This is a genomic window from Streptomyces sp. NPDC030862 (genome assembly GCF_055571835.1).
This window is the reverse complement of sequence record NZ_JBVIEN010000002.1, coordinates 519,222-543,611: the sequence shown is the minus strand read 5'-3', so window position 1 is coordinate 543,611 and position 24,390 is coordinate 519,222. Positions and strand designations below refer to the sequence as shown.

The 24,390-nt window shown below is 74.8% G+C and carries 15 protein-coding genes; all 15 read right to left on the bottom strand.

Annotation, left to right across the window (positions count from 1 at the left end):
• Positions 1–6: 6 nt before the first annotated feature.
• Positions 7–537 (bottom strand): flavin reductase family protein, encoded by a 531-nt coding sequence (locus ACZ42X_RS06740; protein ID WP_468284969.1) that lies wholly within the window; start codon positions 535–537, stop codon positions 7–9.
• A complete protein-coding gene (locus tag ACZ42X_RS06735; protein WP_468284966.1) occupies positions 534–992 on the bottom strand; it encodes an acyl-CoA thioesterase in 459 nt (152 codons plus the stop codon). The genes ACZ42X_RS06740 and ACZ42X_RS06735 overlap by 4 nt, the downstream gene beginning before the upstream one ends.
• A complete protein-coding gene (locus ACZ42X_RS06730; RefSeq protein ID WP_468284963.1) occupies positions 989–6,763 on the bottom strand; it encodes an SDR family NAD(P)-dependent oxidoreductase in 5,775 nt (1,924 codons plus the stop codon). Before ACZ42X_RS06730 ends, ACZ42X_RS06735 begins: the two co-directional genes overlap by 4 nt.
• Positions 6,760–7,770, bottom strand: a complete 1,011-nt coding sequence (locus ACZ42X_RS06725) for an enediyne biosynthesis protein (protein WP_468284960.1) — start codon at positions 7,768–7,770, stop codon at positions 6,760–6,762. The genes ACZ42X_RS06730 and ACZ42X_RS06725 overlap by 4 nt, the downstream gene beginning before the upstream one ends.
• The gene (locus ACZ42X_RS06720; RefSeq protein ID WP_468284958.1) at positions 7,767–9,701 is read right to left on the bottom strand and encodes a CRTAC1 family protein; all 1,935 of its coding nucleotides are present in this window, start codon (positions 9,699–9,701) and stop codon (positions 7,767–7,769) included. Before ACZ42X_RS06720 ends, ACZ42X_RS06725 begins: the two co-directional genes overlap by 4 nt.
• A gap of 2 nt (positions 9,702–9,703) precedes the next feature.
• Positions 9,704–10,753: a DUF1702 family protein gene (locus ACZ42X_RS06715; protein WP_468284955.1), complete on the bottom strand. Its 1,050-nt coding sequence runs from the start codon at positions 10,751–10,753 to the stop codon at positions 9,704–9,706.
• 1 nt (position 10,754) lies between these two features.
• On the bottom strand, positions 10,755–12,119 hold the full coding sequence (locus ACZ42X_RS06710; protein ID WP_468284952.1) for an ABC1 kinase family protein: 1,365 nt from the start codon (positions 12,117–12,119) through the stop codon (positions 10,755–10,757).
• Between the two features lie 64 nt (positions 12,120–12,183).
• A complete protein-coding gene (locus ACZ42X_RS06705) occupies positions 12,184–12,738 on the bottom strand; it encodes a hypothetical protein (protein ID WP_468284950.1) in 555 nt (184 codons plus the stop codon).
• Between the two features lie 245 nt (positions 12,739–12,983).
• Positions 12,984–14,525 carry an MFS transporter gene (locus tag ACZ42X_RS06700; protein ID WP_468284947.1) on the bottom strand — a complete coding sequence of 514 codons (1,542 nt, stop codon included), beginning with the start codon at positions 14,523–14,525 and terminating at the stop codon, positions 12,984–12,986.
• Positions 14,526–14,749: 224 nt separating this feature from the next.
• Entirely contained in the window at positions 14,750–17,380 is a 2,631-nt protein-coding gene (gene glgP, locus ACZ42X_RS06695) for an alpha-glucan family phosphorylase (RefSeq protein WP_468284945.1), read from the bottom strand.
• Positions 17,381–17,490: 110 nt separating this feature from the next.
• Positions 17,491–18,795 (bottom strand): flavin-dependent oxidoreductase, encoded by a 1,305-nt coding sequence (locus tag ACZ42X_RS06690; protein WP_468284942.1) that lies wholly within the window; start codon positions 18,793–18,795, stop codon positions 17,491–17,493.
• Between the two features lie 15 nt (positions 18,796–18,810).
• Positions 18,811–20,013, bottom strand: coding sequence for a monodechloroaminopyrrolnitrin synthase PrnB family protein (locus ACZ42X_RS06685; RefSeq protein WP_468284939.1), 1,203 nt, complete (start codon positions 20,011–20,013; stop codon positions 18,811–18,813).
• Positions 20,014–20,082: 69 nt separating this feature from the next.
• Complete coding sequence (locus ACZ42X_RS06680) at positions 20,083–21,495, bottom strand: MFS transporter (RefSeq protein WP_468284937.1); 1,413 nt, start codon at positions 21,493–21,495, stop codon at positions 20,083–20,085.
• Positions 21,496–21,691: 196 nt separating this feature from the next.
• Positions 21,692–23,143: a 4-hydroxyphenylacetate 3-hydroxylase family protein gene (locus tag ACZ42X_RS06675; protein WP_468284934.1), complete on the bottom strand. Its 1,452-nt coding sequence runs from the start codon at positions 23,141–23,143 to the stop codon at positions 21,692–21,694.
• Positions 23,144–23,370: 227 nt separating this feature from the next.
• Positions 23,371–24,336, bottom strand: coding sequence for an AraC family transcriptional regulator (locus ACZ42X_RS06670; RefSeq protein ID WP_468284931.1), 966 nt, complete (start codon positions 24,334–24,336; stop codon positions 23,371–23,373).
• Between the last annotated feature and the right edge of the window lie 54 nt (positions 24,337–24,390).

The window sequence follows — 24,390 nt, the reverse complement described above, 5'->3', positions numbered from 1 at the left end:
TTCGGCTCAGGAGTTGTCCGCGACCGCCCGGTGGTAGTCCGACCGCCACCGGGCGGTCGTGCACGTGTGGCGGTGGTAGACCAGCGGGGTGCGGTCGGGGTGGTGGGCGCTGTGCAGGACGCGTCCCACCAGCAGGGTGTGGTCCCACACGTCGTAGCAGCTGTCGACGGCGCACACGACGCTGGCGGCGGCCCCGATCAGGACCGGCTGCCCCTGCTCGTACGCCCACGGCACCCCGTCGAAGCGGCGGCAGGGGGGCTCCTCGGCGAACCGGCGCGTCAGGTCGCGCTGCTCCCAGCTCAGCAGGTTGACCGCGAACCCGCCGGCGCGCCGGATCGCGCGGACGGTACGGCCGGTGGTCGCCAGCGAGACCAGCAGACTCGGCGGGCGCAGGGAGAGCGACAGGACGGCGCTGGCCGTGCAGCCGACGGGCCCGTGGCGGGAGCCGTCGGCGGCGTACGCGGCGTACGCGGTGACCACCGTGACCGAGGTGGGCATGTGGGCCATCGCGGCCCGGAAGGCCGCGGCGTCGGTCATGTGCCGCTCCCCGGCGGACCGTACGGCGCGAGCGCAGCCCGCAGCTCCTCCGGTACGGGAACGGGCCGTGCGCCGCCGTCGCCGGTGCGGCGCATGCAGGCCACGGTCTGGCCGCCGCGCGCGACGAGCTGGGGCACCGCGCCGTTGACGCGGTAGTAGTCGAAGCCCATGCTCACGCGGTGCTCGTCGGCCGCGGTCAGCGACATCCGCAGGGTGACCCGGTCGAGGGCGAACAGCTCGCTGAAGTACTCGCAGTGGCAGGACGCGGTCACCAGGGCGAGGTCGCCGTGCAGCGCCCGGAGCACCCCGGGAGCGTGCTCGGCGAGGAACCGCTCCCGGCAGTGGCCCTGCCAGCGCAGGTAGTTGGTGAAGTACACGTTGCCGACGAGGTTGGTCTCCTCGAAGGTGACGAGGTGTTCGTACGCGTACGTCCGCGTGCGGGTCTCGGTTGTCATCGGTTCTCCTCCGGTCCGCTCAGCACCGCCACCGCCACCGGCCGCCCGACGCCCGCCACCCGCACCACCGCCGAGGCGATCAGCGCGTCGCCCGAGCGCAGCAGCGCCCAGCCGCCGTCGAAGACCCCGCCGAGGGTGAGCGGCGCGCGCGCCGGGCGGCCCGCCTTGGCCAGGCACTCCGCGGCCGTCCACACCCGGCTGGCCGCCGCGTCGAAGGGCTCCCCGCACTGGTGGCGCAGTACGTCGGCCAGGGCCCGCTGCTCCGGGTCGAGGATCCGCCGCCACTCGCTCTCCGGGCGCGCCGCAACGGTCTCCCAGTCGCAGGCGAGGGGCTCCTTGGACGCCGTGTCCTCGACCTGGAGCACCCACCGGTCGTCGAGGTGGCTGCGGGAGACGCCGGGCTCCGGTGGGCGGGCCGACGCGGGGCCCGTCGCGGGGCGGATCGTCACGCCGAGGCGGCTGTCCAGGCCCAGTGCCGTGGTCGCCCGCTCCAGGAGGACCGCGAGGAGCGGGACCGGCCACGGGCGCTCGCCGCGCGGCAGCGGGCCGACGTCCCGCAGCCGCAGCCCGCGCCACCGCAGCACGGTGCGGCCCGAGGCGTCGAGGCCCTCCGCGTCCCACACGTACGTGCCGTCCGCGGCGGAGCGTTCGGTGCCGCGGACCCGCTCCACCGGCCCCCCGCCGGGCCGGATCGTCAGCGACCCGGCGGCCACCGGCAGCAGCCTGCGGTGCGGTACGCACGCCTGGAGCGCGTGCAGGGAGGCGTCGTTGGCGGCCGGGTCGCCGAGCAGCGGGGCGGCGAAGGGCGCCGCGAACCACGGGTCGTCCGCGCCCCGTTCCGGCGGTGCCAGTGTGGCGCGGCAGTCGCGCGCGGAGGGCGCCGCCAGGCCGCGGACCCTGCGGAAGCGCCCGGTGTGGAAGAAGAGCGGTCCGTACAGCTCGTCGGGGTGGAGGTCGTCCTCGGCGTCCGCGGGCGGGGCGGGCCGGTGTCCGTTCAGGGACGGTACGGCGAGCGGGAACACGGCACGGAAGTGGTCCACGCAGAAGTCGTCCTCGTCGCTGCGCAGCACCGTCTCCACGGCGTCCCCCCGGCGCAGGGCACACACCCGTACGGTGCGGGCGCCCTCCTCCGGCACGGTCACGGGGTGCGCCCACACGATGTCGCGCGCCTCGTACAGCGGTTGGCCGCCCGCCACCGCCGAGGCCGCCTGGGCCATGGCCTCCAGGCCGACGACGCCGGGGAGCCAGACCACCCCGTCCAGCCGGTGTCCGGCGAGGTGGCGGTCGGTGTCGCGCAGGTCGAGCCGCGCCTCGGCGACCAGTTCCACGGCCGGGTAGTGGACGCGTACCTCCTCCAGGAACCGCTGCGGGGGGCCCGCCGGTGCGGGGGCGGGTACGTCGCGGCCCAGCCGGCCGTGCACGGCGACCGCGGTCGGGGTCCGGGCGGCGAGGAGGCGCAGGAACAGGTCCGTGCCGGTCTCCGGGGCGATGGGCGTGACGTCCTCGCGCAGGAGGGAGTCCAGGACACCGAGCCGTACGCCCATGCCGGTGCCGGTCCACACGGACCAGTCGATGGTCAGCACCCGGCAGGAGGCGGGCAGTCCGGCGGCCAGCCGCTCGGTCTCGGCGCGCAGCAGGCCGTTGGCGAGGGCGTAGTGGCTCTCGCCGGGCAGCCCGTACCGGCCGATCACCGAGCCGAAGCCGACCAGCAGGCGCAGCCGGTCCGTCGGCAGCGCCGCGAGGAGGTGGCGCAGCCCCGTCACCTTGGGGGCGAGGTGCGCCTCGACGCGCGCCTCGTCGAGGTCGGCGAAGCGGGCCGGTTCGTTGACGCCCGCGGCGTGCAGGACGCCGGTGACCGGGCGGCCGAGCCGCTCGGTGAGCCGGCGTACCGCCGACGCCACGGCGGCGGCGTCGGCGAGGTCGGCCGCCTCGTACGCGACGGTCACGCCCGCTTCGGCCAGCTCCGCGAGGCGCGTACGCAGGGACTCGTCGTCCTCCGGGCGGGCCCGGCCGATCAGGGCGAGGCGCACCCCGCAGGCCAGCGCCAGCGCCTTGGCGCAGGTGTGGCCGATGCCCTTGCCGCCGCCGCTGACGAGCAGCACGTCCTCGGGGCCCAGGGGCAGCGGGCGCGAGGGCCCGGGCTCGGGGAACCGCGCCGGCTGCGCGACCGGGGTGTGGGGCCTGCCGCGTTCGTCCACGACCAGCTCCCGGTACCGGCCCGGCTCGGCGGCGGCCCAGCGGGCGGCGTGGCGCAGGCCGGCCGCGGTCGGCGGGACCCGCAGCAGGGTGACGCCCAGGGCCGGGTGCTCCTTGTGGAGGCTGTGCGCGAAGCCCGTGAGCGCGGTGTCGTGCGCGACGACCACCAGCCGCCCGGCGGCCAGCGCGGCCCGGGCGGCGGCCAGCAGGCGGCCGACGGGCGGCGGGGCCGCGCCGGGGGGCGCGTACAGCAGCTCGGTGGCGGAGGCGGTCGCGGTGCCGGTGAAGACGCGTGGCGCCAGGGTGGCGAGGTCGCCTTCGCCGTCGCCTGCACCGAGGACGGTGAGACGCCATCCGGCGCCGGTGGGCTCCGGCGGGCCGTCGTGGACGCGCCGCAGCCGCTCGGTGAAGCACTCCACCCAGGCGTCCACGCCGGGGACGGTGGTGTCGGGCGCGCCCCCGGCGTCGGCGGCGGTGGCGGGCGGCAGGGCGTCGAGGGCCTCCACGAGGTCGCACACGCGGGCGTCGGCCAGCGACAGCGGCGCGGCCGGGGGGCGGCGGCCCAGGCGGTGCGCGGCGGTCGCGGCGAGCTGGGTGACCGTCAGGGAGGTGAGGTGCAGGTCGGTCAGGAGCCGCGTCTCCATGCCGATGAGCTCGGGCTCCAGCTCGGTGGCCCGGGCGAGCAGGTCCCGTACGGCGGCGGCGGGCTCCTGGACCGCGGACTCCCCCGCGCGCGGGGCCCCCAAGGGCGGAGCCGTCACCACCGGCTGCGTGACCACCGACTGCGTCGCCACCGGGACGGTGACGACCGGGGCTGTAGCGACCGGGGCTGTGACGTCCGGGGCCGCCGGGGTGTCGGGGAGCGCCGGGGTGTCAGGGTGCGCCGGTGCCGCCGCGCAGGGGCTGCGCAGGAACGTCCGCTCCCTGCCGAGGTCGATCGGCCGCGCCCCGCACCCGGCCGTCAGCGCGTCGGTCCGGGGAAGCGCGCCCGCCGCGAAGAGCGCGGCCACCGCGTCCGCCGTGTCGGCCGCGTCCGGGTCACCGGTCCCCATGGTGACGACCGGGACACCGCAGCCCTGGTCGGTGAGGAGCGAGGCGAGCCCGTGCCCGGGCCCGCAGGCGCAGAACAGGTCGGTGTCCGGGAGTACGCCGCCGACCGCGTCCCAGAACCGTACGGGTGCGGTGACCTGGTCGCACAGCAGCTCCACCAGGTCGTCGTCCGGGGTCAGCGCCCGCCCGTGCACGGTGGACAGCAGGCGGCGCGCCGGACGGCCGAAGTCCACGTCGGCCAGGGCCCGGCGCAGCGGCGGGACGCAGGGCAGGACCGCCGGGGAGTGGAAGCCGTGGGACACGGGGAGCGGGGTGCGGGCGATGCCGGCCCGTCCGGCGCGGGCCGCCACCTCGCGCAGCTCCTCCTCCGGCCCGGCGAGCACGACCGAACGGGGGCCGTTGTACGCGGCGATGACCAGCCCGGTCCCGTCGCACAGGCCGAGCGCTGCGGAGGGTTCCGCGCGGAGGGCGAGCATGCCCGTTCCGGGTGCGCCGAGGGTGGCCATGAGCCGGCCCCGGGCGCGTACCAGACGGATGCTGTCCCGTACAGGGAGCGCGCCCGACCACACCAGCGCGGTGATCTCGCCCAGGCTATGCCCGACGGCGGCCGTCGCCGTCACGCCGAGGGCGTCCAGCGCGCGCAGCCCGCGCAGGGCGGCGCGGTGGATCGCCGGCTGGGCGGTCCCGGTGCCGCCGGTGGAGGCGGAAGACGCGGGTGAGGCGAACGGCGCGCCCTGGCCGGGGAAGAGGAGCGTGACCCGGCCGCGTACGCCGTGCCCCAGCCATACGCCCGGCAGGTGCGTGAGGGAGCCGGGCGCGTCGGTGCCGGAGGCGAGGCGGGCGGCCACCGACGCGGCCCGCCGGGCCAGTTCGTCGGGGGTGGCGGCGACCACGGCGGCCCGGACCGGACCGCCGGTCGTCACCGGGCGACGCGCGAGCTGGGCCGCCAGGTCGTGCAGCTCCGCGAAGGAGAGCCGGGGGGCCGCCGCGGCGATGTCCTCGAACAGCGCGCGCAGCTCGCCCGGTTCGGCCGCCGCGGCGGCGAGGACGGCGTGCTCGGGCGCCGGGCGGCGTACGCGTACGGGGCTGCGGGGGGCGGGCGATGCCGGAGTGTCGGGCGCGGCGAGCACCACATGGGCGTTGATGCCGCCGAAGCCCATCGAGCTGACCCCGGCCAGCCGGGGGCCCTCCGGCCAGGGTTCGGCCCGGCGCAGCACGCGCAGCCGGGTTTCGCCCGACCGCAGCAGCGGGTGCGGGTCGCGGCATCCGGTCGTCGGCGGCAGCACCGCGGTGTGCAGGCTCATGGCCGCCTTGATGACGCCCGCCGCCCCGGCCGCCGCCTTGGTGTGGCCGATGTTCGCCTTGACCGTGGAGAGCGCGGCGCGGTGGCGGGCGCCCGCGCGCAGCGCCGCCAGGGCGGTGAGCTCCACCTCGTCGCCGACGCGCGTACCGGTGCCGTGGCCTTCGTGGAGGAGGACGTCGGCGGGGTCGGCGCCGGCCCGTTCGTAGGCGCGGCGCAGCGCGAGGAGCTGCCCGTCCCGGTCGGGCCGGGTGATGCCTCCGGCGCCGTCGGAGGAGACGCCCCAGCCGCGGATCTCCGCGTACACGCGCAGCCCGGCGGCGCGCGCGTCGGCCGCCCGCATCAGCGCGAGGATGCCGCAGCCCTCGCCGGGCCAGAAGCCCGCGGACCGTTCGTCGTACACGCGCATCCGGTCGGCGGCGAGCGCGCCGGTCTTGGCGAAGCCCACCAGCTCGAAGGGGTCGAGGCTCAGGTCGACCCCGCCGGCCAGGCCGAAGTCGACGCTGTGGTCGCGCAGCGCGCGGCACAGCTCGACGACGGCGAGGAGGGAGGAGGCGCAGGCGCCGTCGACGGTGTAGCCGCCGCCGTGGAAGTCGAAGTGGTTGCAGATCCGGCCCGCGATGGTGGTGGACAGCGCCCCGGCGAGCGACTCCTCGGTCGTCGGCGGGAACGGCGCCAGGTAGTCGGCCGCGGCGCGGCGCAGCACCTCCTCCCGTACGTCGCCGGGCAGTCGCGCGTCCGTCAGGGCGGCGGCGAGGACGCGGCGCACGTACGGCCAGCGCAGCCGCAGCGTCCCGGCACGGGTGGCGTCGCCGGTGAGGCTGTTGCCGAGGATCACGCCGACGCGGTCGCGGGCCAGTCCGGCGCCGCCGGGGAAGCCGGCGTCCTCCAGGGCGCGGGCGGCCGTCTCCAGGGCGAGCCAGTGGGCGGGGTCCCCGGCCCGGAAGACCGGGCCGGGGATGCGGAACGCCGAGCGGTCGAAGGTCCAGCCCTCCAGGACGGCGGCGTACAGGCTGTACGTCTTGTCGGGGGCCGCCGGATCGGCGTCGTAGTAGTCGTCCGGGTCCATCCGCTCCGCGGGGAGGCGGCGGAACGCCCGGCGCTGCTCCAGGGCCATCTCCCAGAGCCGGTCGGGCCGTTCGGCGTCGGGGTAGCGGCAGGCCATGCCGACGATGGCGAGCGGGGGCGCGGTCTCGTCGGCGCCCTCCGTTTCGTACGGGCTCATCGTGTCTCCGGCTGGAGTGAGGGGCGGCCCTGCGCGGGGACGGAAGCGGACACGACAGGGGGGCTGGAGGTGGCGGAGGTCCGCGGCAGCCGCTCGGCGGCCACCAGCACGACCGCCCGCAGCACGCACGTGATCACCAGCGCGAAGAACAGGCCGAAGACGACGTGGAGGTGGACGAGCACGCCGTACACGGCGGCCGTCGCCGCGCCGAAGACGGCCTGGTGGCGCGGGCGCCACGGGGTCGTACCCGGGTCGGTGATCATGTAGTTGGTGAAGAGCACGAACGCCACGCCCGTCATCGGCAGCAGCGCGCTCACCAGCGAGAGGTCGCCCAGGGACAGGGCCCAGCGGAGCACCGCCTGGGCGATGAATCCGCCGCACCACGCGGCGATGAGCGGCATCTTGCCGGTCAGCTTGGCGTTGAGCATCGTCCCGGCGGCCAGCACCACCAGCGGGATCAGCCAGTCCACCGGTCCGGCCGTCCACTCGGTGAACTGGTACGGGGGCGCGATCCCGACCCACGGGAAGAGCAGCAGGACGAGCACGATCCCGGTGTTGCTGGGGTTGAGCACGTGCCGGGCCCGCCCGGCGACGCGCACCCGGACGACGTACTTGCTCGCCACGCCCGCGACGGTGGCGAGCACCGTCGGCATCAGCCGGTCGTTGGCGTACAGCAGCATGGCGCACGCCAGGGCGGTGATGTAGGCGGGGAGCAGCAGGTCCACGACGGCCCCGGCGGAGCCGGCGGCGTACCAGGGGCGTACGCCGCGGGCGTGGGCGTCGATGGCGCCGAGGACGCCTTCGGCGAGCAGGGCCGCGGCCACCGCGACGACGGGGGTGAGGTACGCCTGCTCGAAGCCGAGGACGGTGTGCCCGACCACGGTCAGGACGGTGATGGAGAGGCCGAACCGGCGCAGAGCGGCGCTGCGCGGGTCGTCCGGGCCGCCGAGCACGGAACGCGCCGTGCGACCGAGCCGGCTGCCGAGTCGGGTTCCGAGTCGGTTCATCGTGTCTCCTCGGTGAGAACCAGCTCGTGGTGGCCGGGCCGGAGGGTGGTGGTGCGGGTGTGGACGCATCCCTGGCCGTCGCGCCAGGTGAGGCGTACCGGCAGGGCGGTGGAGGGCGGGGTCTTGGCGGCGTCGCCGAGGCCGAAGGTGAGGTCCGGGGCGTTGACGCCGTTGTGGCCGTTGGCCGGGTACAGCTGCTCGGTGCGGACGGTGCCGTCGGGCAGCGTGACGGTGGCGGTGGCGCCGATGGCGGGCCGGGTCGGACCGCCGCCGTCGGCGGCCGGGAGCCGCAGCCGGAGCGCCAGGAAGGCGCCCGCGCGGCCGGTGTTGCGGTACATCACCGACGGCGCCCACTGGTTGGCGACGACGAAGTCGAGGCGGCCGTCGGAGTCCACGTCGCCGATCGCGAAGGCCCGGCTGACGGCGTCCGTGCCGACCCCGGCCTCCCGCGCCACGTCGGTGAAGCGGCCGTCGGCACCGCGGACGAAGAAGGTGTTGCGGTCGTGGCCGGACAGGTCGATGCCCGGCTTGAAGTGGGGCCAGAGCCGGGGGTTGTCCAGGATGAGGTCGTTGGACATGGCCGTCTCCTGCAACTGCGCCCAGCGGTCGGTGTGTCCGGCGACGAAGCCCGTGGCGTGCATGATCTCGGGGCCGCCGTCGTTGTCGAAGTCGGCGGCCTTGACGTCCCAGGTCCAGCCGGTGCGGGACAGGCCCAGCGGCTCGCTGTCGTCGTCGTACGGGGCGGTGCCCCGGTGGAGCGCCCGCCCGGCGTCGCGGAGGGTGCCGGTGGCGGTGAAGGCGAAGTTGCTCTCGTGGAGGGCGTACGCCTCGCCGATGTTGCTGACCAGGATGTCGGGGACGCGGTCCGGGCCCAGGTGGGTGAAGGCGACGCCCATGCCCTTGAAGGAGTCGCGGCCCAGCACCTTGGACTTGGGGGTGGTGGCGTGCCGTCGCCCGACGGCCTCGCGGAACCGGACGCGGCCCGGGGACGACTCGTTGACGAGCAGCTGGTCGGGCCCGAAGTCGTTGGCCACGTACAGCTCGGGGCGGTGGTCGCCGTCGAGGTCGTACGTGCCCAGGGCGAGGGTCCAGCCGCGCGCGGCGTCCGGTGCGAAGGCGTCGGGCACCTCGGTGAAGCGGGCGTCGGGGGCGGGGCCCCGGTCGGCGCCGGTGAAGCGCAGGAGGCGGTTGGTGCCGCCGTTGCGGGCGTTGGAGAGGGAGGCGTTCATCACCAGGTGGCGGGGCTGGTGGGCCTTGGGGTCCAGGACGCGGGCGCCGTCGGGGAAGTAGTTGCCGAAGACGAGGTCGAGGTGGCCGTCGCCGTCGTAGTCGCCGACGGTGGCGGCGTTGGTGTTCCACACGGCGCGCGGGCGGACGAGCTCGCGGGGGAGGAAGGCCGCGGCGCTCGGGGGCCGGTCGGCGAGGCGCAGGAAGAGGACGGGCGAGCGGCCCCAGTAGTAGACGACCACGTCCTGCCGGCCGTCCTCGTTGAGGTCCGCCGGGAGGCAGCCCATGGGCGCGGCGTACGAGGGCAGGTCGCGCGCGGGCGGGCTGAGGGTGAAGGGGGCGTACCGCCGGCCGGTGCCGGGGGCCGGGCTGACGGTGACCGTGTCGGTGCGCGGGTCGACGAGGCACAGGTCGCGCGCGGCACTGCCGCCGTCCGCCGACCACAGGGCCACGCCGGCGCCCACGGAGGAGATCCACGACGGGATGTCGCGGTAGGCGGGGGCGACCGGTCGCAGGGCCCGGTCGGCGGGGTGGCGCGCGGGTGAGACGAGGTGCGGCGTGAAGGAGAACCGCTGGGCGAGTCGCTCGCGCATCGCCGGTGAGGCGTCCGGCGGCTGGGAGAGCTGCCACAGCAGCAGGCAGGTGAGGAGCGCGGCGACCCGCGCCAGGTTGCGGCGTACGAGGCTCACGAGGGGTGCGGGCATGGTCAGTGGTCTCCTCGGAGGCTGCGGAGGTACAGGTGGCGGATCCCGGCGCGCCAGCGCTGGTAGTCGCCGGTGCCGGTGGCGGCGGGGCCGAGGGCGGCACGGGAGCGGTCGGTCCACGCGGCCGCCTCCTCGGCGGTGGTGCCGGTCAGGACGCGTGCCGCCGCGCGGGTGTGCTCCGGGACGGTGCCGGAGACGTGGTGGGCCGCGCAGGCGAAGGCGGAGCCCTGGGCGAGGTCGGCGCGGTGGTCGCCGGCCGCTTCGGCGAGGCGGTGCAGCTCCGCGGGGGTGGCGCCGCCCGCGTAGGTGGCGGCGAGGCCGGCGCCGCTCCACAGGTCGCCGCGGCGGTCGGGCGCGAACTCGGCGATGCGCAGGGCGATGCCCTCGGGGTCGGCGCACTCGTGGAACCAGAGCGCGCGGCCCAGCCCCTGGTCCCGGATGGCGCGCTCGTCGGCGGTCAGGCCGCGCTCGACGTGCCGGCGCCCGATGACCCGGTCGGGGTGGAAGAACCCCTGGTGGAAGCCGTACCCGTCCCAGGCGAGCCACTGCTCGGGCGGCTGTGCGGCCGGGAGGCCGTTGCGGGGCCGCAGGCCCAGGCGCGCGTACGCCCATCCGGCGCCGACGTGCACGAGGTGCGGGTACGGGGCCGCGGGCCCGGACACGAGGGCGGCGAACCGGCGGCCGCGTGCGCCGGTGAGCAGGTCGAGTACGGAGCAGGCCATGCCGGCGCCTTCGTAGGCGAAGCCGCGCCGCTCGGGCGGGAGGCGCTCCACCTCGGCGGCCAGCTCGGCCGGGGTGCGGGTGTCGAGCGCGGCGTGGAAACCGGTGAGGAACGCCTGTCCGGCCGCCTGGAGGATGTCGCGGGCGGGTCCGGGCCGCAGGCGGAAGCGGCGTACGCCGAAGTCGACCTGCGCGGTGTCCTGGCGCAGCAGCGGGATGACGATGCGGCGCAGGGGGCGCGGCACCACGGGGGCGGCCCGGGGTGGCCGGGGCGGCGTCGCCTCCTCGGAGGCGGCGGTGTCCGGTCCGGGCGGCGAGGGGTGGGAGAGCATGTCAGCCGGACTCCTGTTTCTCCTGTGTTCTCGGGACGTCGTTTCCCGGGCCGTTGCTCCGGGCCTTCTTCTGGGCGGTGAGGACCGCGCGCTCCATGAGGGCGGTGATCAGGTACGGCTTGGCGACGGCCTGGAAGTCCAGGTCCGGGCCGAGGTGCCGCACGGTGCCCTCCAGGACGAGCAGCGACAGGATCGGGAAGACGAACTGCGGGTCGGCGTACAGGCCGTGGCGGCGCTGGAGCGCGAACAGCCGGGCGGCGAAGGACATCAGGTCGAACGTGGCGGCGGTCGCGTCCCCCCGGGAGGCGATGAGCGCGGCGAGCTCGCGCCGGAAGCCCTCGGTGTCGGTGCGCGGCCCGGGGTGCGTGGTGGAGAGCACGATGTCTGCGCAGGTCCGCCCGTCGCCTCGCGCCATGGCCTCGAAGAAGTCGGTGAACTTCTCCCGGGCCTGTTCGGTCAGGCGCACGGTGAAGCCGGCGTCGACGACGGTCACCGCGCGGCCGGGCCCGCAGACGAGGTTGCCGGGGTGCAGGTCGCAGTGGACGAAGCCGTCGAGGAAGAGCATGTGGAAGGCGGCGCGCAGGGCTGTCACGGCGGCCTGCGCGCCGCCCGCTTCCCGCGCCCGGTCGTGCAGGTCGTCGAGGTACTCCATGACCAGGACGTCCGGGCCGCAGAGTTCGTCGTACACCTCCGGCACGCGGACGTCCGGCTCCTCCGCGAGGTTCTCGCGCAGGAAGCGGAGGCTGCGCCGCTCGCGCTCGAAGTCGAGCTGTCCGCGCAGGGAGTCCGCCAGCTGCCGCACGATGTCGACCACCGGCACCCCGCGCAGGGGCGGCAGCGGCGCGACGAGCCGGGTGAGCGCCAGCATGATCGCCAGGTCGGTGGTGAGCAGCCGGACGACGCCGGGGCGGCGGACCTTGAGCGCGACGGTGCGGCCGTCGGCGAGCTCGGCGCGGTAGACGCAGGCGATGGTGCCCGCGGCGACCGGAGCACGGGTGGGCAGACCGGGATCGTCCTTCAGGGCGCGTCTCAGCGCGGGTGGGAAGAGGCGTGTCCCGTCCCCGAGCGGGAGGGGGGACACCTGGTCGTGGAGGGTGCTCAGCACCCGAGCGACATGACGGGGGACCACGTCGGCGCGGGTGCTGAGGATTTGGGCGGCCTTGACGAAGGCCGGCCCGAGTGCGGTCACCGTGGCGAGGAGCCAGGCGTCGCGCCGGGGCGCGAAGCGGTCCTTGCCCGGTGACAGGGAGCAGCGCAGGACGATGAGGCCCAGAAGGGCCAGCCGGACCGTGAGGACGAGACAGGCGCGCACACTTCGTACGACGCCGGCGGTGAGCGTCACCTTGGGAATCCGGGCATGGCTCATCGGGGCACCCCCGCGCTCGCTGTCAGTGGTGGCCGGTCGGTGCGTCGCTACCGGGCGGGGTGGCTCAGCCGCCGACCCGGACCGGGAACTTGTCGATCGTCGCGACGACCTGGTCGGTGTCCGGGTGGACGAGCTTGATCGGGTTCTCGAGCCGGTAGAAGTCCCCGTCCGGCGGGAACTTGCTGAGCTCCGGGCTCAGCAGCTTCGCGGGCTCCTTGGTCCGCAGGACCAGCGGCTCGCGGGCGGCCGTCGCGCCCTCGCTCTCGGAGCCGGGGGGCCGCTCGATGGTCAGCTTGAACGACAGGAACATCACGGCGCTCAGCTTCGGCGGGAAGTGCTGGACGATGTTCAGGAGGCTGTCCGGCGTCGCCTCCATGTTCTCCTGCTCGATGGTGATCTTGCCGAGCTGCGGGTGGTCGGCCTCGACCTTGTGGCCGACGACCTTGAGCACGACGGCCTTGTGGGCCGGCTCACTCGGGTGCGCCTCGACCCGGACCTTGATGCCGCCCTTGAACTCGACGTTCACCAGGGCGGTACGGACCTTGAGCGGGACGTTCGCCGCATAGCAACTGCAGGGGATTTCGGCGCCGACCGACGGCAGGATGGTGGTTGTGGGCACGGGAAGAACCTCCGAACGTTACTCGGGGAGTGGGTGATGTGCACTTACGACATTCCCGAGTGCCGCCATTCGGACCATTTTCACGACCCAATTCACCCATCCGCGTGACGAATACGGGGTGGGGCGGTAGTGCGCCGGTAGATTCCAGAGGGCGCGCGCAGAATTGGTGGTGCTATTTACATAAGAGCCCCCTTTTGAATTGGCGAGAATACGCCACGCGCAGGGGAATTCGGAACTCCGGGAGTTCAGCCCTCGTCCAGCCCCCGCCCCCGCGTCTCCGGGGCGAAGAGCAGGAACGCCAGCGCCGCCGCGGCCAGCGGCGCCGCCGCCACCAGGGCCGTGACCTCCATCGGCGGGACGGCCGCCGCGGCCACCGACAGGGCGAGGATCAGCACCCCGCCCACCTTGCTCACCGCCGCCGCCCAGCCCGTGCCCCGCGCCCGCAGGGCCGTCGGGTACACCTCGGAGCTGTAGGCGGCGACCACGGCCGCGGTCGCGCTGATGCCCCACAGCGGGACCAGGAGCAGCAGCCGCATCAGCGACGCGTTCCCGGCGACCTCCTCGCCCGCCGCCGCGAGCACCACCAGGGCGGCGGCCGCGGTGCCCGCGACGACGACCGCCGTGCGCCTGCTGCTCCACAGCCCGTACAGCAGCGCCGTCACCACGTTGAGCGGCAGGCTGATCAGGGCGCTGTCCCGCAGGACGCGGGCCGACGACGCCTCCAGGTAGCCGATCCGGGCCAGGTTGACGGGCAGCCACATCTGGAACCCGTACGTCAGCAGCCCGGCGCCCGCCGCGAGGACCGTCAGCACCGCGGTGCGCCCGCCGAAGCCCCGCTCCCACAGGCGCGCGTACCCGGGCCGGGGCCCGCCCTCCGCGCCCTCCGGCTCCGGCGGGGACTCCACCGGCACCAGCGCCGCGCCGTACCTCGCCAGCACCGCGCGGGCCTTCTCCGCGCGGCCGGTGGCCAGCAGGAAGCGCGGCGACTCCGGGATCCAGCGGTTCAGCACCAGCAGCGCCAGCCCCGTCGGCAGCCCCACCAGCCACAGCGCCCGCCACCCGAACTCCGGTGTGAGCACCGCCGCCAGCCAGCTCGTCAGGGCGTACGCGACCGTGACGTTCCCGCCGATCAGCACCATCAGCCAGCCGCGGTGCCGGCGCGGGACCGTCTCCGCGATCAGGGTGAAGGCGATCGGGATCATCCCGCCGGCCGCCGCGCCCATCACCAGGCACATCAGCACGTTCCACCAGAACCCCGGCATGGCCCCGCAGACCGACGTCGTGGCGAACAGCACCCCGGCCAGCAGGATCGCGTTGCGCCGGCCGATCCGGTCGCCCAGCCAGCCCCACACGAAGGAGCCCACCATGGTGCCGGTGATCCCGGCCAGCGGCAGCCAGGCCACCGGCACGCCGCCCCCGGGGCGCAGGGGCGACGCGAGGCCGTACTCGGCGGCGACCCCGGGCACGACGAGCGACAGGGTGAGCGGCTTCATGACGTCGATCGTCACGGCGAGCGAGAGCACCACCAGCAGCGCGACGTGGGCGGGCCTCAGCGGGGCGTCGTCCTGCGGGCGCACCCGGACCTCGGAGAGGGCGGCCGCCCGGCGCAGGGCCTCGTCCCGGGGCGGCCACAGCCCGGCGAGCACCGCCCCCACACCGCCCACGATCAGCGCCATGCCCGCCACCATGGCCGGGTCCGGCGCCATGCCGGCCATCCGGTACCCCATATGACGGGAGGCCAGGAACATCGGCAGATGCAGCACCGTGCCGACCGTCCCGGCGGTCACCCCGAGCCAGAACAGGCCCGGGCGGGGAAACCCCGCTCCGCCGGCTCCCTTTCCCTTTCGCGGCACCCTTTCCATATCCGCCCCCCTCCCCCGGCCCCGCCCCTGGTTCCTTCATGAATGCCCGGCGCGCCCGCCGCCCATACCGCGCCGGAAAGCGATCCGCATATGAAAGGGAAAAAGGCCCGGCCGCACGGCGGGCGGCCGGCCCTTCCTCCCCGGCCGGCTCAGCGCATCAGCACGCCGGCCCCCTCCCCCGTCGTCTCCGTCGGCAGCGCCACCAGGCCCAGGTCCGCGCCCGCCGGCAGCAGCCGGTGCGCGGGCAGTATCCGCACGGTGTAGCCGAACGGGCCCGTACGGTCGAGGGTCAGCGGTCCCTCGTACGTCCAGCGGCCCTGCTCGTCCGGCCCTCCCGACGGTTTGAGCGGCACCTTCTGGGCGTCGCGGAGCCGGTCGTCGGTGTCGACCCGGCCGGCGACCGCCTGCACCTCGACGTCCTCGGGCCGCAGGTCCCCGAGGGTCACCCGTACGCGCAGGGCGAGCGTGGCACCGAGCTCGGCGGTGCCGTTGGCCTCGTCGACCTCCAGGTGGTCGACGGCGACGCGCGGCCACGCGGCGCGCACCCGCGCCTTCCAGGCGGCCAGTTCGCGTGCCGCGTCCTCGTCCAGCGCGCGGTGGGCCAGGGCGGCCGGGGTGTACAGCCGCTCCACGTACTCGCGCACCATGCGCCCCGCCAGCACCTTGGGGCCGAGGTTGGCGAGCGTACGGCGGACCATCTCGATCCACCGCTCCGGCAGGCCGTTGCCGCCGCGGTCGTAGAAGCGGGGGGCGACCCGCTGCTCGATCAGCTCGTAGAGCGCGGCGGCCTCCAGGTCGTCGCGCCGGTCCTCGTCCGTCGTCGGGCCGTCGGCGGTGGGGATGGCCCAGCCGAAGTCCGGCTCGTACCACTCGTCCCACCAGCCGTCGAGGACGCTCAGGTTGAGGCAGCCGTTGAGCGCCGCCTTCATCCCCGACGTACCGCAGGCCTCCAGCGGCCGCAGCGGGTTGTTCAGCCAGACGTCGCAGCCGGGGTAGAGCTTCTGCGCCATGCCCATCCCGTAGTCCGGCAGGAAGACGATGCGGTGGCGTACGCGGGGGTCGTCGGCGAACCGCACCAGCTCCCGCACCAGCCGCTTGCCGCCGTCGTCCGCCGGGTGGGCCTTGCCCGCCACCACGATCTGCACCGGCCGCTCCGGGTGCAGCAGCATCCGGGTCAGCCGCTCGCGGTCCCGCAGCATCAGCGTCAGCCGCTTGTACGACGGGACGCGGCGGGCGAAGCCGATGGTGAGGACGTCGGGGTCGAGGACGCCGTCGATCCAGCCGAGCTCCGCCGAGCCCGCGCCGCGCTGCCGCCAGGAGGCGCGCAGCCGGGTCCGTACCTCGGTCACCAGCTGGTCGCGCAGCTCGCGCCGCAGCTCCCAGATCTCGGCGTCGGCGATGTCGGCGACGGAATCCCAGCGCTGCGAGCCGCCGACGCTCAGCGCGTCCTCGGCGCGCTGGGTGCCGATCTTGCGGGCGCCGAGCCGGAACACCTCGGGGGCGACCCAGGTCGGGGCGTGGACGCCGTTGGTGATGGAGGTGATGGGCACCTCCTCGGGGTCGAAGCCCGGCCACAGGCCCGCGAACATCCCGCGGCTGACGGCGCCGTGGAGCGTGGACACGCCGTTGGCGCGCTGGGCGAGGCGCAGGCCCATGACCGCCATGTTGAACAGGCCGGGCTCACCGCCCGGGTAGGTCTCCCTGCCCAGCTGGAGGATCCGTTCGACGTCGATGCCCGGCAGCTCCGCGCCGTCGCCGAAGTGGCGGGCGACGAGCTCGCGGTCGAAGCGGTCGATGCCGGCCGGCACGGGCGTGTGGGTGGTGAACACGGTCCCCGCGCGCACCGCCTCCAGCGCCGCGTCGAACTCCAGTCCCTTCCCGGTCAGTTCGCTGATGCGCTCCAGGCCGAGGAAGCCGGCGTGGCCCTCGTTGGTGTGGAAGACCTCGGGCTCCGGATGGCCGGTCAGCGCGCAGTACGCCCGGACGGCCCGTACTCCCCCTATCCCCAGCAGCATCTCCTGCAGCAGCCGGTGCTCGCTGCCACCGCCGTACAGCCGGTCGGTGACGTCCCGCTCGGAGGTGCCGTTCTCCTCGACGTCCGAGTCGAGCATCAGCAGCGGTACGCGCCCGACGCGGGCGATCCAGATGTGCGCGTGCAGCCGGCGGCCGGCGGGCAGCGCGAGGGAGACGCGGACGGGACAGCCGTTCTCCTGCCGCAGCAGGCTCAGCGGCAGCTCGTTGGGGTCGAGGAGCGGGTAGTGCTCCTGCTGCCAGCCGTCGCGGGAGAGGGACTGGCGGAAGTAGCCGTGGCGGTAGAGCAGCCCGACGCCGATCAGCGGGACGCCGAGGTCGGAGGCCGCCTTGAGGTGGTCCCCGGCGAGGATGCCGAGGCCGCCGGAGTACTGCGGCAGGGCCGCGGTGACGCCGAACTCCGGCGAGAAGTAGGCGACGGCGGCGGGAAGTTCGCCGTCCGAGGCGCCCTGGTGCTGCTGGTACCAGCGGCGGCCGTGCAGATAGTCGTCGAGGTCGTCGGCGGCTGCGGCCAGACGGCGCAGGAACCGCCGGTCCTTGGCGAGCTCGGCGAGGCGCGCGGCGGGCACCGAGCCGAGCAGCCGTACGGGGTCGCCGCCGGCCGCCCGCCATCCGTCGGGGTCGACGGACTGGAACAGCTCGCGGGTCTCGGTGTGCCAGGACCAGCGCAGGTTGCGCGCGAGGTCGCTGAGGGGGCGCAGGGGTTCGGGGAGGACGGGGCGCACGGTGAATCGACGGATTGCCTTCACGTGTTCCACCTTCGCAGGGCAGGTACGTATCGGGGCGGACGCACCACGGTGTGCGTCCGCCTTCACCCTTCGACGGTAGTGGCACGTCGCCCCCGTCAACCACGGCGCACTCAGGGGAGCACGCTCACCGCCACCTCGTAGGGTGAGCCCGCGTTGACGGCCGCCGGGTCGAAAGCGCCGGTCAGGGCGTAGCGCGCGGCGATCTCGGCGCGCTCCTCCGGCGGGATGACGGTGTCGATGTCGGTGAAGCCGCCGGGCGCGCGCTGGTGGGCCAGGTTGATGACGACCTCGGGGCCCAGGCTGCGGTTGGCGCGCTGGAGCTCCGTCATGGCGGGACGCCGGTCCGCCTCGTAGGCGGCGAGGGCGTCGGCCGGGTCGCGGTACAGCGCCATGGCGTGCGCGAGGGCGCGGCCGTCGATGATGGACTGCGTCGCGCCGTTGGAGCCGATGGGGTACATGGCGTGGGCGGCGTCGCCGATCAGGGTGGTGCGGCCGTGGCTCCAGCGGGGGAGGGGCTCGCGGTCGACCATGGGGTACTCGTAGGCTCCGTCGGAGGCGCGCAGGACGTCGGGGACGCTGACGCCGTCGAACTCCCAGCCCTCGTAGTGGTGGAGGAAGTCGCCGACCGGGACGGGCCGGTTCCAGTCGCCGCGTACGGCGTCCGTGCCCCCGGCACCGGCGATGCGGTCGGCGGGCATCGCCAGCGCCCAGTTGACGAGGACGTCCGGGCTGCGCAGGGTCGGCTCGGTCATCGGGTAGACGACGGCCTTCTGGCGGTCGTCGCCCGCGATGAGCATGAAGGAAGCGGTGTCCTTCGCCGGCATCGACGACACGCCGCGCCATACGAGCATGCCGTTCCACGGCGGCGCGCCCTCGCCCGGGTAGAGCGCGGCGCGGACCGCCGAGCGGATGCCGTCGGCGCCGATCAGGACGTCCGGTTCGAGCGAGGCGAGGCCGCGGGTGGCGCCGGTGCGGTGTTCGAGGCGGACGCGCGGGCGGCCGTCCGGGAGGAGCTCCAGGCCGGCGACGCGGACGCCGCCGACGATCGCGGCGGGGCCGAGCCGCTCCCGTACGGCCTCGGCGAGGACGAGCTGGAGGTGGCCGCGGTGGATGGACAGCTGGGGCCAGCGGTAGCCGGCGCGCAGGCCGCGGGGCTCGCGGGAGACGAGGCCGCCGGAGCGGTGGTAGTAGCGCAGCTCCCGGGTGCGTACGGCGTCGGTCTCCAGGCGGTCGAGGACGCCGAGCGCGTCGAGTTCGCGGACGGCGTTGGGCATGATGTTCAGCCCGGCGCCGACGGAGCGGATCTCGCGGGCGGCCTCGACGACGGTGACGCGCTGGAAGCCCGCGGCGTGCAGGGAGAGCGCGGCGGTGAGGCCGGCGATGCCGCCGCCGGCGATGAGTATGTGCGGGGTCATGGGGGGGCGCTCCTCTTACGCGGCCGGTGCGGGACGGTGCGGCGCGACGGCGGGCGCCGCGGCCGCGGGTGCGTTCGCCGCGGGCGCGGTGGCCGCGTGCGCGCCCGCCGCCCGCGGGGGCTGGACCGAGCGCCGCACCAGCGTCTCGTTGTCCCGCGTCAGGTCGAGGACCTCGCGCAGCAGCGCCACCGGGGCACCGCCGCTGCCCTCGTCGTACAGCCGCAGCTCGTCGCTGTACGCCTTGCGCGCGATGCCGATGTGCCGGGCGCGGAACGTCTTGAGGATGCGCAGCACGCGGGCCAGCGAGCGGGCGGAGGCCATGAGCTGGGGCGGCAGCCGGTGTACGGTCTCCCAGCTCAGGGCGGCGGACAGCTTGCTGACGGCGGAGACGCCGCCCTTGTGGGCCGCGTAGAAGGCGCGCCAGGACGGCAGGCTGTACTGGACGGACTCGTCCAGGAAGGTGTCGTACGCCGGCTGGGAGCGGTCGCACTGCCAGAGCGTCAGGTCCACCAGCCACAGGGGGACCTGCGCGGCGGCGGGGCCGAGGTAGTCGCGGCCCGCGACGTCGATCTCCTCGAAGTAGGAGCGCAGCGTCTGGGCGAAGAAGGCGGGCGAGACGTTGGCGACGGTGAAGTCGATGGAGTCGACCATCGACTGGACGTGCTGTGCGGTGCGGTCCAGTGCGAGGGCGAAGCCCGGGTCGTACGGTTCCAGGCGGGCGAGCTGCGCGCAGGTGTCGAGCGCGGCGACGAGGCTCGGGAAGACCATCCGGACGGCCTCCTGGAGGTGGGCCTCCATCTCGTGGCCGGTGTACATCCGCTGGCGCCGGCCGAGCGGGTTCCAGGTGGTGTAGTGGTGCACGGTGTCGCGCGGGATCATGTCGGTGCGGCGGGCCAGCTCCTCCAGGACGGGCAGCGCCTCCGGCACGGCGGCGAGGGGTTCGGTGCCGTGGCGTTTCAGCGAGCCGAGGAACATGCCGATGTCGCGCATCCCGGCGAGCGCCTCGACGACGCTCCATTCGGCGACCCGGTCGAGGTCGGGGATGAGGGCGCGCAGGGCGACGGTGAGCGCCGGGACGTCGGCGTCGCGGTTCATCGCGGGGAGCGCGGCGAGCAGCGGATCGGCGCCGAGTGGATCGGCCGCGCGTATCTCGGCTATGCGGTAGCGCGGTTCGGCGACGGTGTCCAGACCGGGCGCGACAAGGTCGTACAAGGTCAACGGGAAGCCCCCCTCGGGCAGTCTCGGGTCGGGGTGGTGGCGGGGCCGCGTGGTCAGGCGGCCGCGCGGTTACCGCAGGTCACCCACCCGGTCCTGGCGTGGCGGCGCCGGTACGGGCGCGGGCGGGGTCAGCCGTACGGAGAGCAGTGCGGCCACCGCCGCGAAGGCGGCGCCGACGAGCAGGGCGGCCTGGAAGCCGGCCGTCTCGGCGGCGGGGGTCACCGCGCCGGACGCCGCCGTGCCCGTACGGGCCGTGGCGACGGCCACCAGGACGGCGAGGCCCAGGACGGAGCCGAACTGCTGGCTGGTGTTGATGAGCCCGGAGGCCAGGCCCGTCTCGGCGGGCGAGGCCTCGGCGGTGGCGGCCACGTTGGTGGTGACCATGACCAGCGGCAGGGCGACACCCAGCAGGAGGCTGGGTGCGAGGACGGTGGTGTAGAAGGTGCCGCCGGCGCTGAGGGCGAGGGCGAGCCACACCATGCCGGCGAAGAGCAGGACGAAGCCGAGGGTCGTGGCGGCGCGCAGGCCGAGGCGGCCGATGATCCGGCCCGTCTGCGGGGCGGTGACGACGACGACCACGGAGAGCGGCAGCAGCCCGAGTCCGCCGCCCAGCGGGGAGTGTTCCAGCACGCGCTGGAGGTACAGGCTCACCAGGAAGAACATCGGGAACAGCGCCATCTGGGCGAGCGCGCTGAGGCCGTTGGCGAGCCGCAGCGTGGGCCTCTTGAGCACGGCGGGCGGCACGAGCGGCCGCGCGATGCGGGTCTCCAGCACCGCGAAGGCGGCCAGCAGGACGAGCCCGGCCGCGCCCGCGACGAGGCTGCGGCCGACGAGGGCGTACGCGACGAGGCCGAGGCCGCCGGTGGCGGTGAGCGCGCCGAGCAGGTCGAAGCCGCGTTCGGCGCCGCGGGTTCCGCCGTCGAGGAGGCGGAGCGCGAGGACGGCGAGGAGCCCGGCGACGGCGACGTTCAGCCAGAAGGTGGAGCGCCAGCCCAGCAGGTCGGTGAGGACACCGCCCAGTACGGTGCCGAGCACCCCGCCGAGCCCACCCATCGCGGCGAACGCGCCGAGCGCCTTGTGCCGCGCGGGCCCGTCCGGGAAGAGAATCAGCAGCAGCGCGAACGCGGCGGCGGCGGCGAGCGCGGCGCCGACGCCCTGCACGGCCCGCGCGGCGACGAGCGCCCCGGCCGACCCGGCGAGCGCGCCCACCGCGGAGGCGGCGGCGAGCAGCCCGAGCCCGGCGATGAACAGCCGCCGGTGGCCGAGGAGGTCGGCGGTGCGCCCGCCGAGGAGGAGCAGGCCGCCGAAGGTGATGAGGTAGGCGTTGGCGACCCACGACAGCCCGGCGGAGCCGGAGCCGAGGTCCTCGCCGATCGACGGCAGCGCGACGTTGACGATCGCCGTGTCCATGATCAGCAGCAACTGCGTGGCCGCGAGCAGCGCCAGCGCGCCGCGCAGCGGCCGCGTCCGGGTCCCGCTCACCGCTGCACCTCCGGGGCGGCAGCGGGCCGCGCCGCGGGCGCCGAGCGCCGACAGAGGCGCGACGGGCGCGGCACCGCCGCCCCGGCCGGGGGCAGGGCCGGGTCCGGGTACGGCCGCCGGGCGGCGGCCACCGCCACGGCCGCCGACGACGGGCACGACGGGCGGGAAGGGCTCGAAGGGAGCGACGGCCTCCGCGTCACTGGGACGCCTCCAGCCCGTAGCCGTCCAGGCAGGCCTGCGCCAGGGACTCGCACGCGGCGGTGTCGCCCTCCCAGGCCTGCTGCATCAGGTAGATGTGCGGCGCGCCGTGGTAGAAGCGCTCGTACTGCTCGTGGCGGCCGGCGAACTCCGAGCCCAGCGCGTCCCACGCCAGCTTCAGCAGCTTGATCCGCTCCTCGGCCGGGGTGCCGGGCGAGCGGATGTACTTGCGGACCAGCGGGCCGAGCTCCGGGTGGAGCAGGTCCTCGCCGGAGGCGGGGAGCTGGATGAGGCCGCCGCCCGCGAGGAGCTTGATGTCCTGGACGGTCTGCGGGTAGAGCTCGCCGGCCATGATGCGCTGCGCGAAGGAGATGTCCTTGCCCGGCATCACCCCGCCGCGCCCGCCGTCGACCTGTTCGTACGACGCCTCGGCGGCCAGCACGAACGCCTTCGCCTGCGCGACCCGCCCCATCAGCCGTCCGATCGCCTGGGTGACGGGCGGCAGCTGGTACGTGTTGTTGGCCTTGGTCAGCAGGATGGCGACGCCCGTCAGGAACTCGAGCTTGGTCCAGAAGCGGGTGGCCGCCTGGTGCACGAAGTTCAGGTACGCGGGCGTCTGCCACCACATCCGGAACGACACGTCGACGTTCCGGTAGGCGAGCACCCGCTCCCACGGCACGAAGACGTCGTCGCAGACCAGCAGCGCGTCGTTCTCGTCGAAGCGCGAGGAGAGCGGGTTGTCGAAGACGCTGCGCGCCTGCGCCTCGTAGGAGGTCCGGGACAGGAACTTCAGCCCGGGGGTGTCGATCGGGACGGAGAAGCAGACGGCGTGCTCGACGTCCTGCGGGGCGAGCGGCTCGATGGTGCCGACGATGACCTCGTTGCCGAAGACGGCCGCGGTGCCGATCATCTTGGCGCCGCGCACCACGATCCCGCCGTCCTTCTCGGCGACGACCCGCACCACCAGGTCGTCCTCCTCCTGCTCGGAGGCCGACTTGGTGCGGTCGATCTGCGGGTTGGTGATGGTGAAGGTCGGGTACAGGTCGCCCTCGGCGAGCCGCCGGTGGTAGGCGAGGGCGGCGCCGGAGCCGTCGTACTCGTCCGTCGTGAAGAGCCCCGGCACCGCGGCGAAGCCGGCCGCGCCGCCGGCCATGTAGTCGGGCGTACGGCCCAGGAAGCCGAAGCTCGCCTCCGCCCACACCTTGTACGCCCGCCGGCGGGCCACGAGGTCCTCGTACGAACGCGGGATGGCGTACGCGCGGTGGACGCCGCCCTGGGTGAGGACGGGCGTGTGCTCGGAGTCGTTCGCCAGGTCGTACAACCGCGCGATCGACGCCGCGGTGTTACGGAAGGCGGGGTGCGAGGTGACGTCCTCCACCCGCTCGCCGTCGAGCCATATCTCGCGCCCGTCGCGCAGCGACGCCAGATAATCCTGACCGGACCTGGTCACCTGTTCTCCTCTTGCGTAACGGCATTGCCGCAGCAGAGCCTGTCTGGCCGTAACGGCCTGCGGCAATGAACGTCCGTCCAGCCGCACTTAAGAACCTGCCAGTGCCGTTGACCTCCATACCGACTGGTATCCGGCTTATATCCCCCCACCGAACCGTCGATTTCGCGCCTCCGTACCGTCGGGATCAGGCCGGTCACCGGCCGTACGCGGGCCGTATGCGGGCCGTCTCACGCCGCCGTCGCACCCGAGCGGTACTCCCCCGGTGTCACGCCGAACCACTTGCGGAACGCGAGGTGGAAGCCGACCGCGCTCTGGTAGCCGACGCGCTGGGGGACCGCCGACTGCGGCAGTGACGTCTCACCGAGGAGCCGCGCCGCCTCCTGCATCCGCCGGCCCGTCAGATGGCGGGCGGGGGCCTCGCCGACCAGCTCGCGGAAGGCGGCCGTGAAGGCCGAGCGGGACATGCCGACCTCCTTGGCCAGGGACTCGATGGTCCACGGCTCGGCGAACCGCGTCGCGATCATCACCAGCGCCCGACTGATCCCGGGGTGCCGCAGCACCGGCAGGGAGGCCGGGTTCTCCGCGAACTCGCGCAGCAGCGGCCGCAGCGCCAGTACGAGGGCCATCTCGAAGGCGCGCAGGGTGATCAGCCGGTCCCCGGGGCCGACGGGCCGGTCCGGCGAGGCGAGCAGCCGCAGCGTGTCGCGCAGCAGCGGCTCCCGGTCCACCTGGGAGCGGTCGAGCACGAGCACCCAGGGCAGCGCCTTGTACAGGCCGGTCGCGGCGCTGGCGTCGTAGTGCAGTCCGGCGCACAGCAGCCGGCTCTGCGGGCCGCCCCCGGAGATGCGGATCTCGCCGGACGTGCCGGGGACCCGCTCGGGCAGCATCGCCTTCAGCGGCACGCCCTGCCGTTCGGGCCGGTCGGCGAGGCGGTGCGCCGTGCCCGTGGGGAAGACGGCCAGGTCGCCCGCGTGCAGCTCCTGCGGCGCCTGGCCCTCGGCGGTGATCCAGCAGCCGCCCTGGACGATGTAGTGCAGGACCGCGCAGCTCTGCTCGGCGTCGCCCTCGATGGCCCACGGGGCGCTGACGTGCCATCGGCTGTCGAAGACCCCGGTCAGGCGCAGCGGCTGCAACAGCTCGCTGAGGAGGTCGTCACTGTCGGTACCTGCTTTTGCGGTGCGTACGGTGTCCATGGACGATCCTTCAACCCCCGCCCCGGTTTGTTAATTGATCGGCCAAAGCCGTCG

Coding starts and splice junctions, on each gene's coding strand:
- ACZ42X_RS06735 (WP_468284966.1), bottom strand. CDS start 992: ATGACAACCGAGACCCGCACGCGGACGTACGCGTACGAACACCTCGTC.
- ACZ42X_RS06740 (WP_468284969.1), bottom strand. CDS start 537: ATGACCGACGCCGCGGCCTTCCGGGCCGCGATGGCCCACATGCCCACC.
- ACZ42X_RS06720 (WP_468284958.1), bottom strand. CDS start 9,701: ATGCCCGCACCCCTCGTGAGCCTCGTACGCCGCAACCTGGCGCGGGTC.
- ACZ42X_RS06710 (WP_468284952.1), bottom strand. CDS start 12,119: ATGAGCCATGCCCGGATTCCCAAGGTGACGCTCACCGCCGGCGTCGTA.
- ACZ42X_RS06730 (WP_468284963.1), bottom strand. CDS start 6,763: ATGAGCCCGTACGAAACGGAGGGCGCCGACGAGACCGCGCCCCCGCTC.
- ACZ42X_RS06725 (WP_468284960.1), bottom strand. CDS start 7,770: ATGAACCGACTCGGAACCCGACTCGGCAGCCGGCTCGGTCGCACGGCG.
- ACZ42X_RS06690 (WP_468284942.1), bottom strand. CDS start 18,795: ATGACCCCGCACATACTCATCGCCGGCGGCGGCATCGCCGGCCTCACC.
- ACZ42X_RS06670 (WP_468284931.1), bottom strand. CDS start 24,336: ATGGACACCGTACGCACCGCAAAAGCAGGTACCGACAGTGACGACCTC.
- ACZ42X_RS06715 (WP_468284955.1), bottom strand. CDS start 10,753: ATGCTCTCCCACCCCTCGCCGCCCGGACCGGACACCGCCGCCTCCGAG.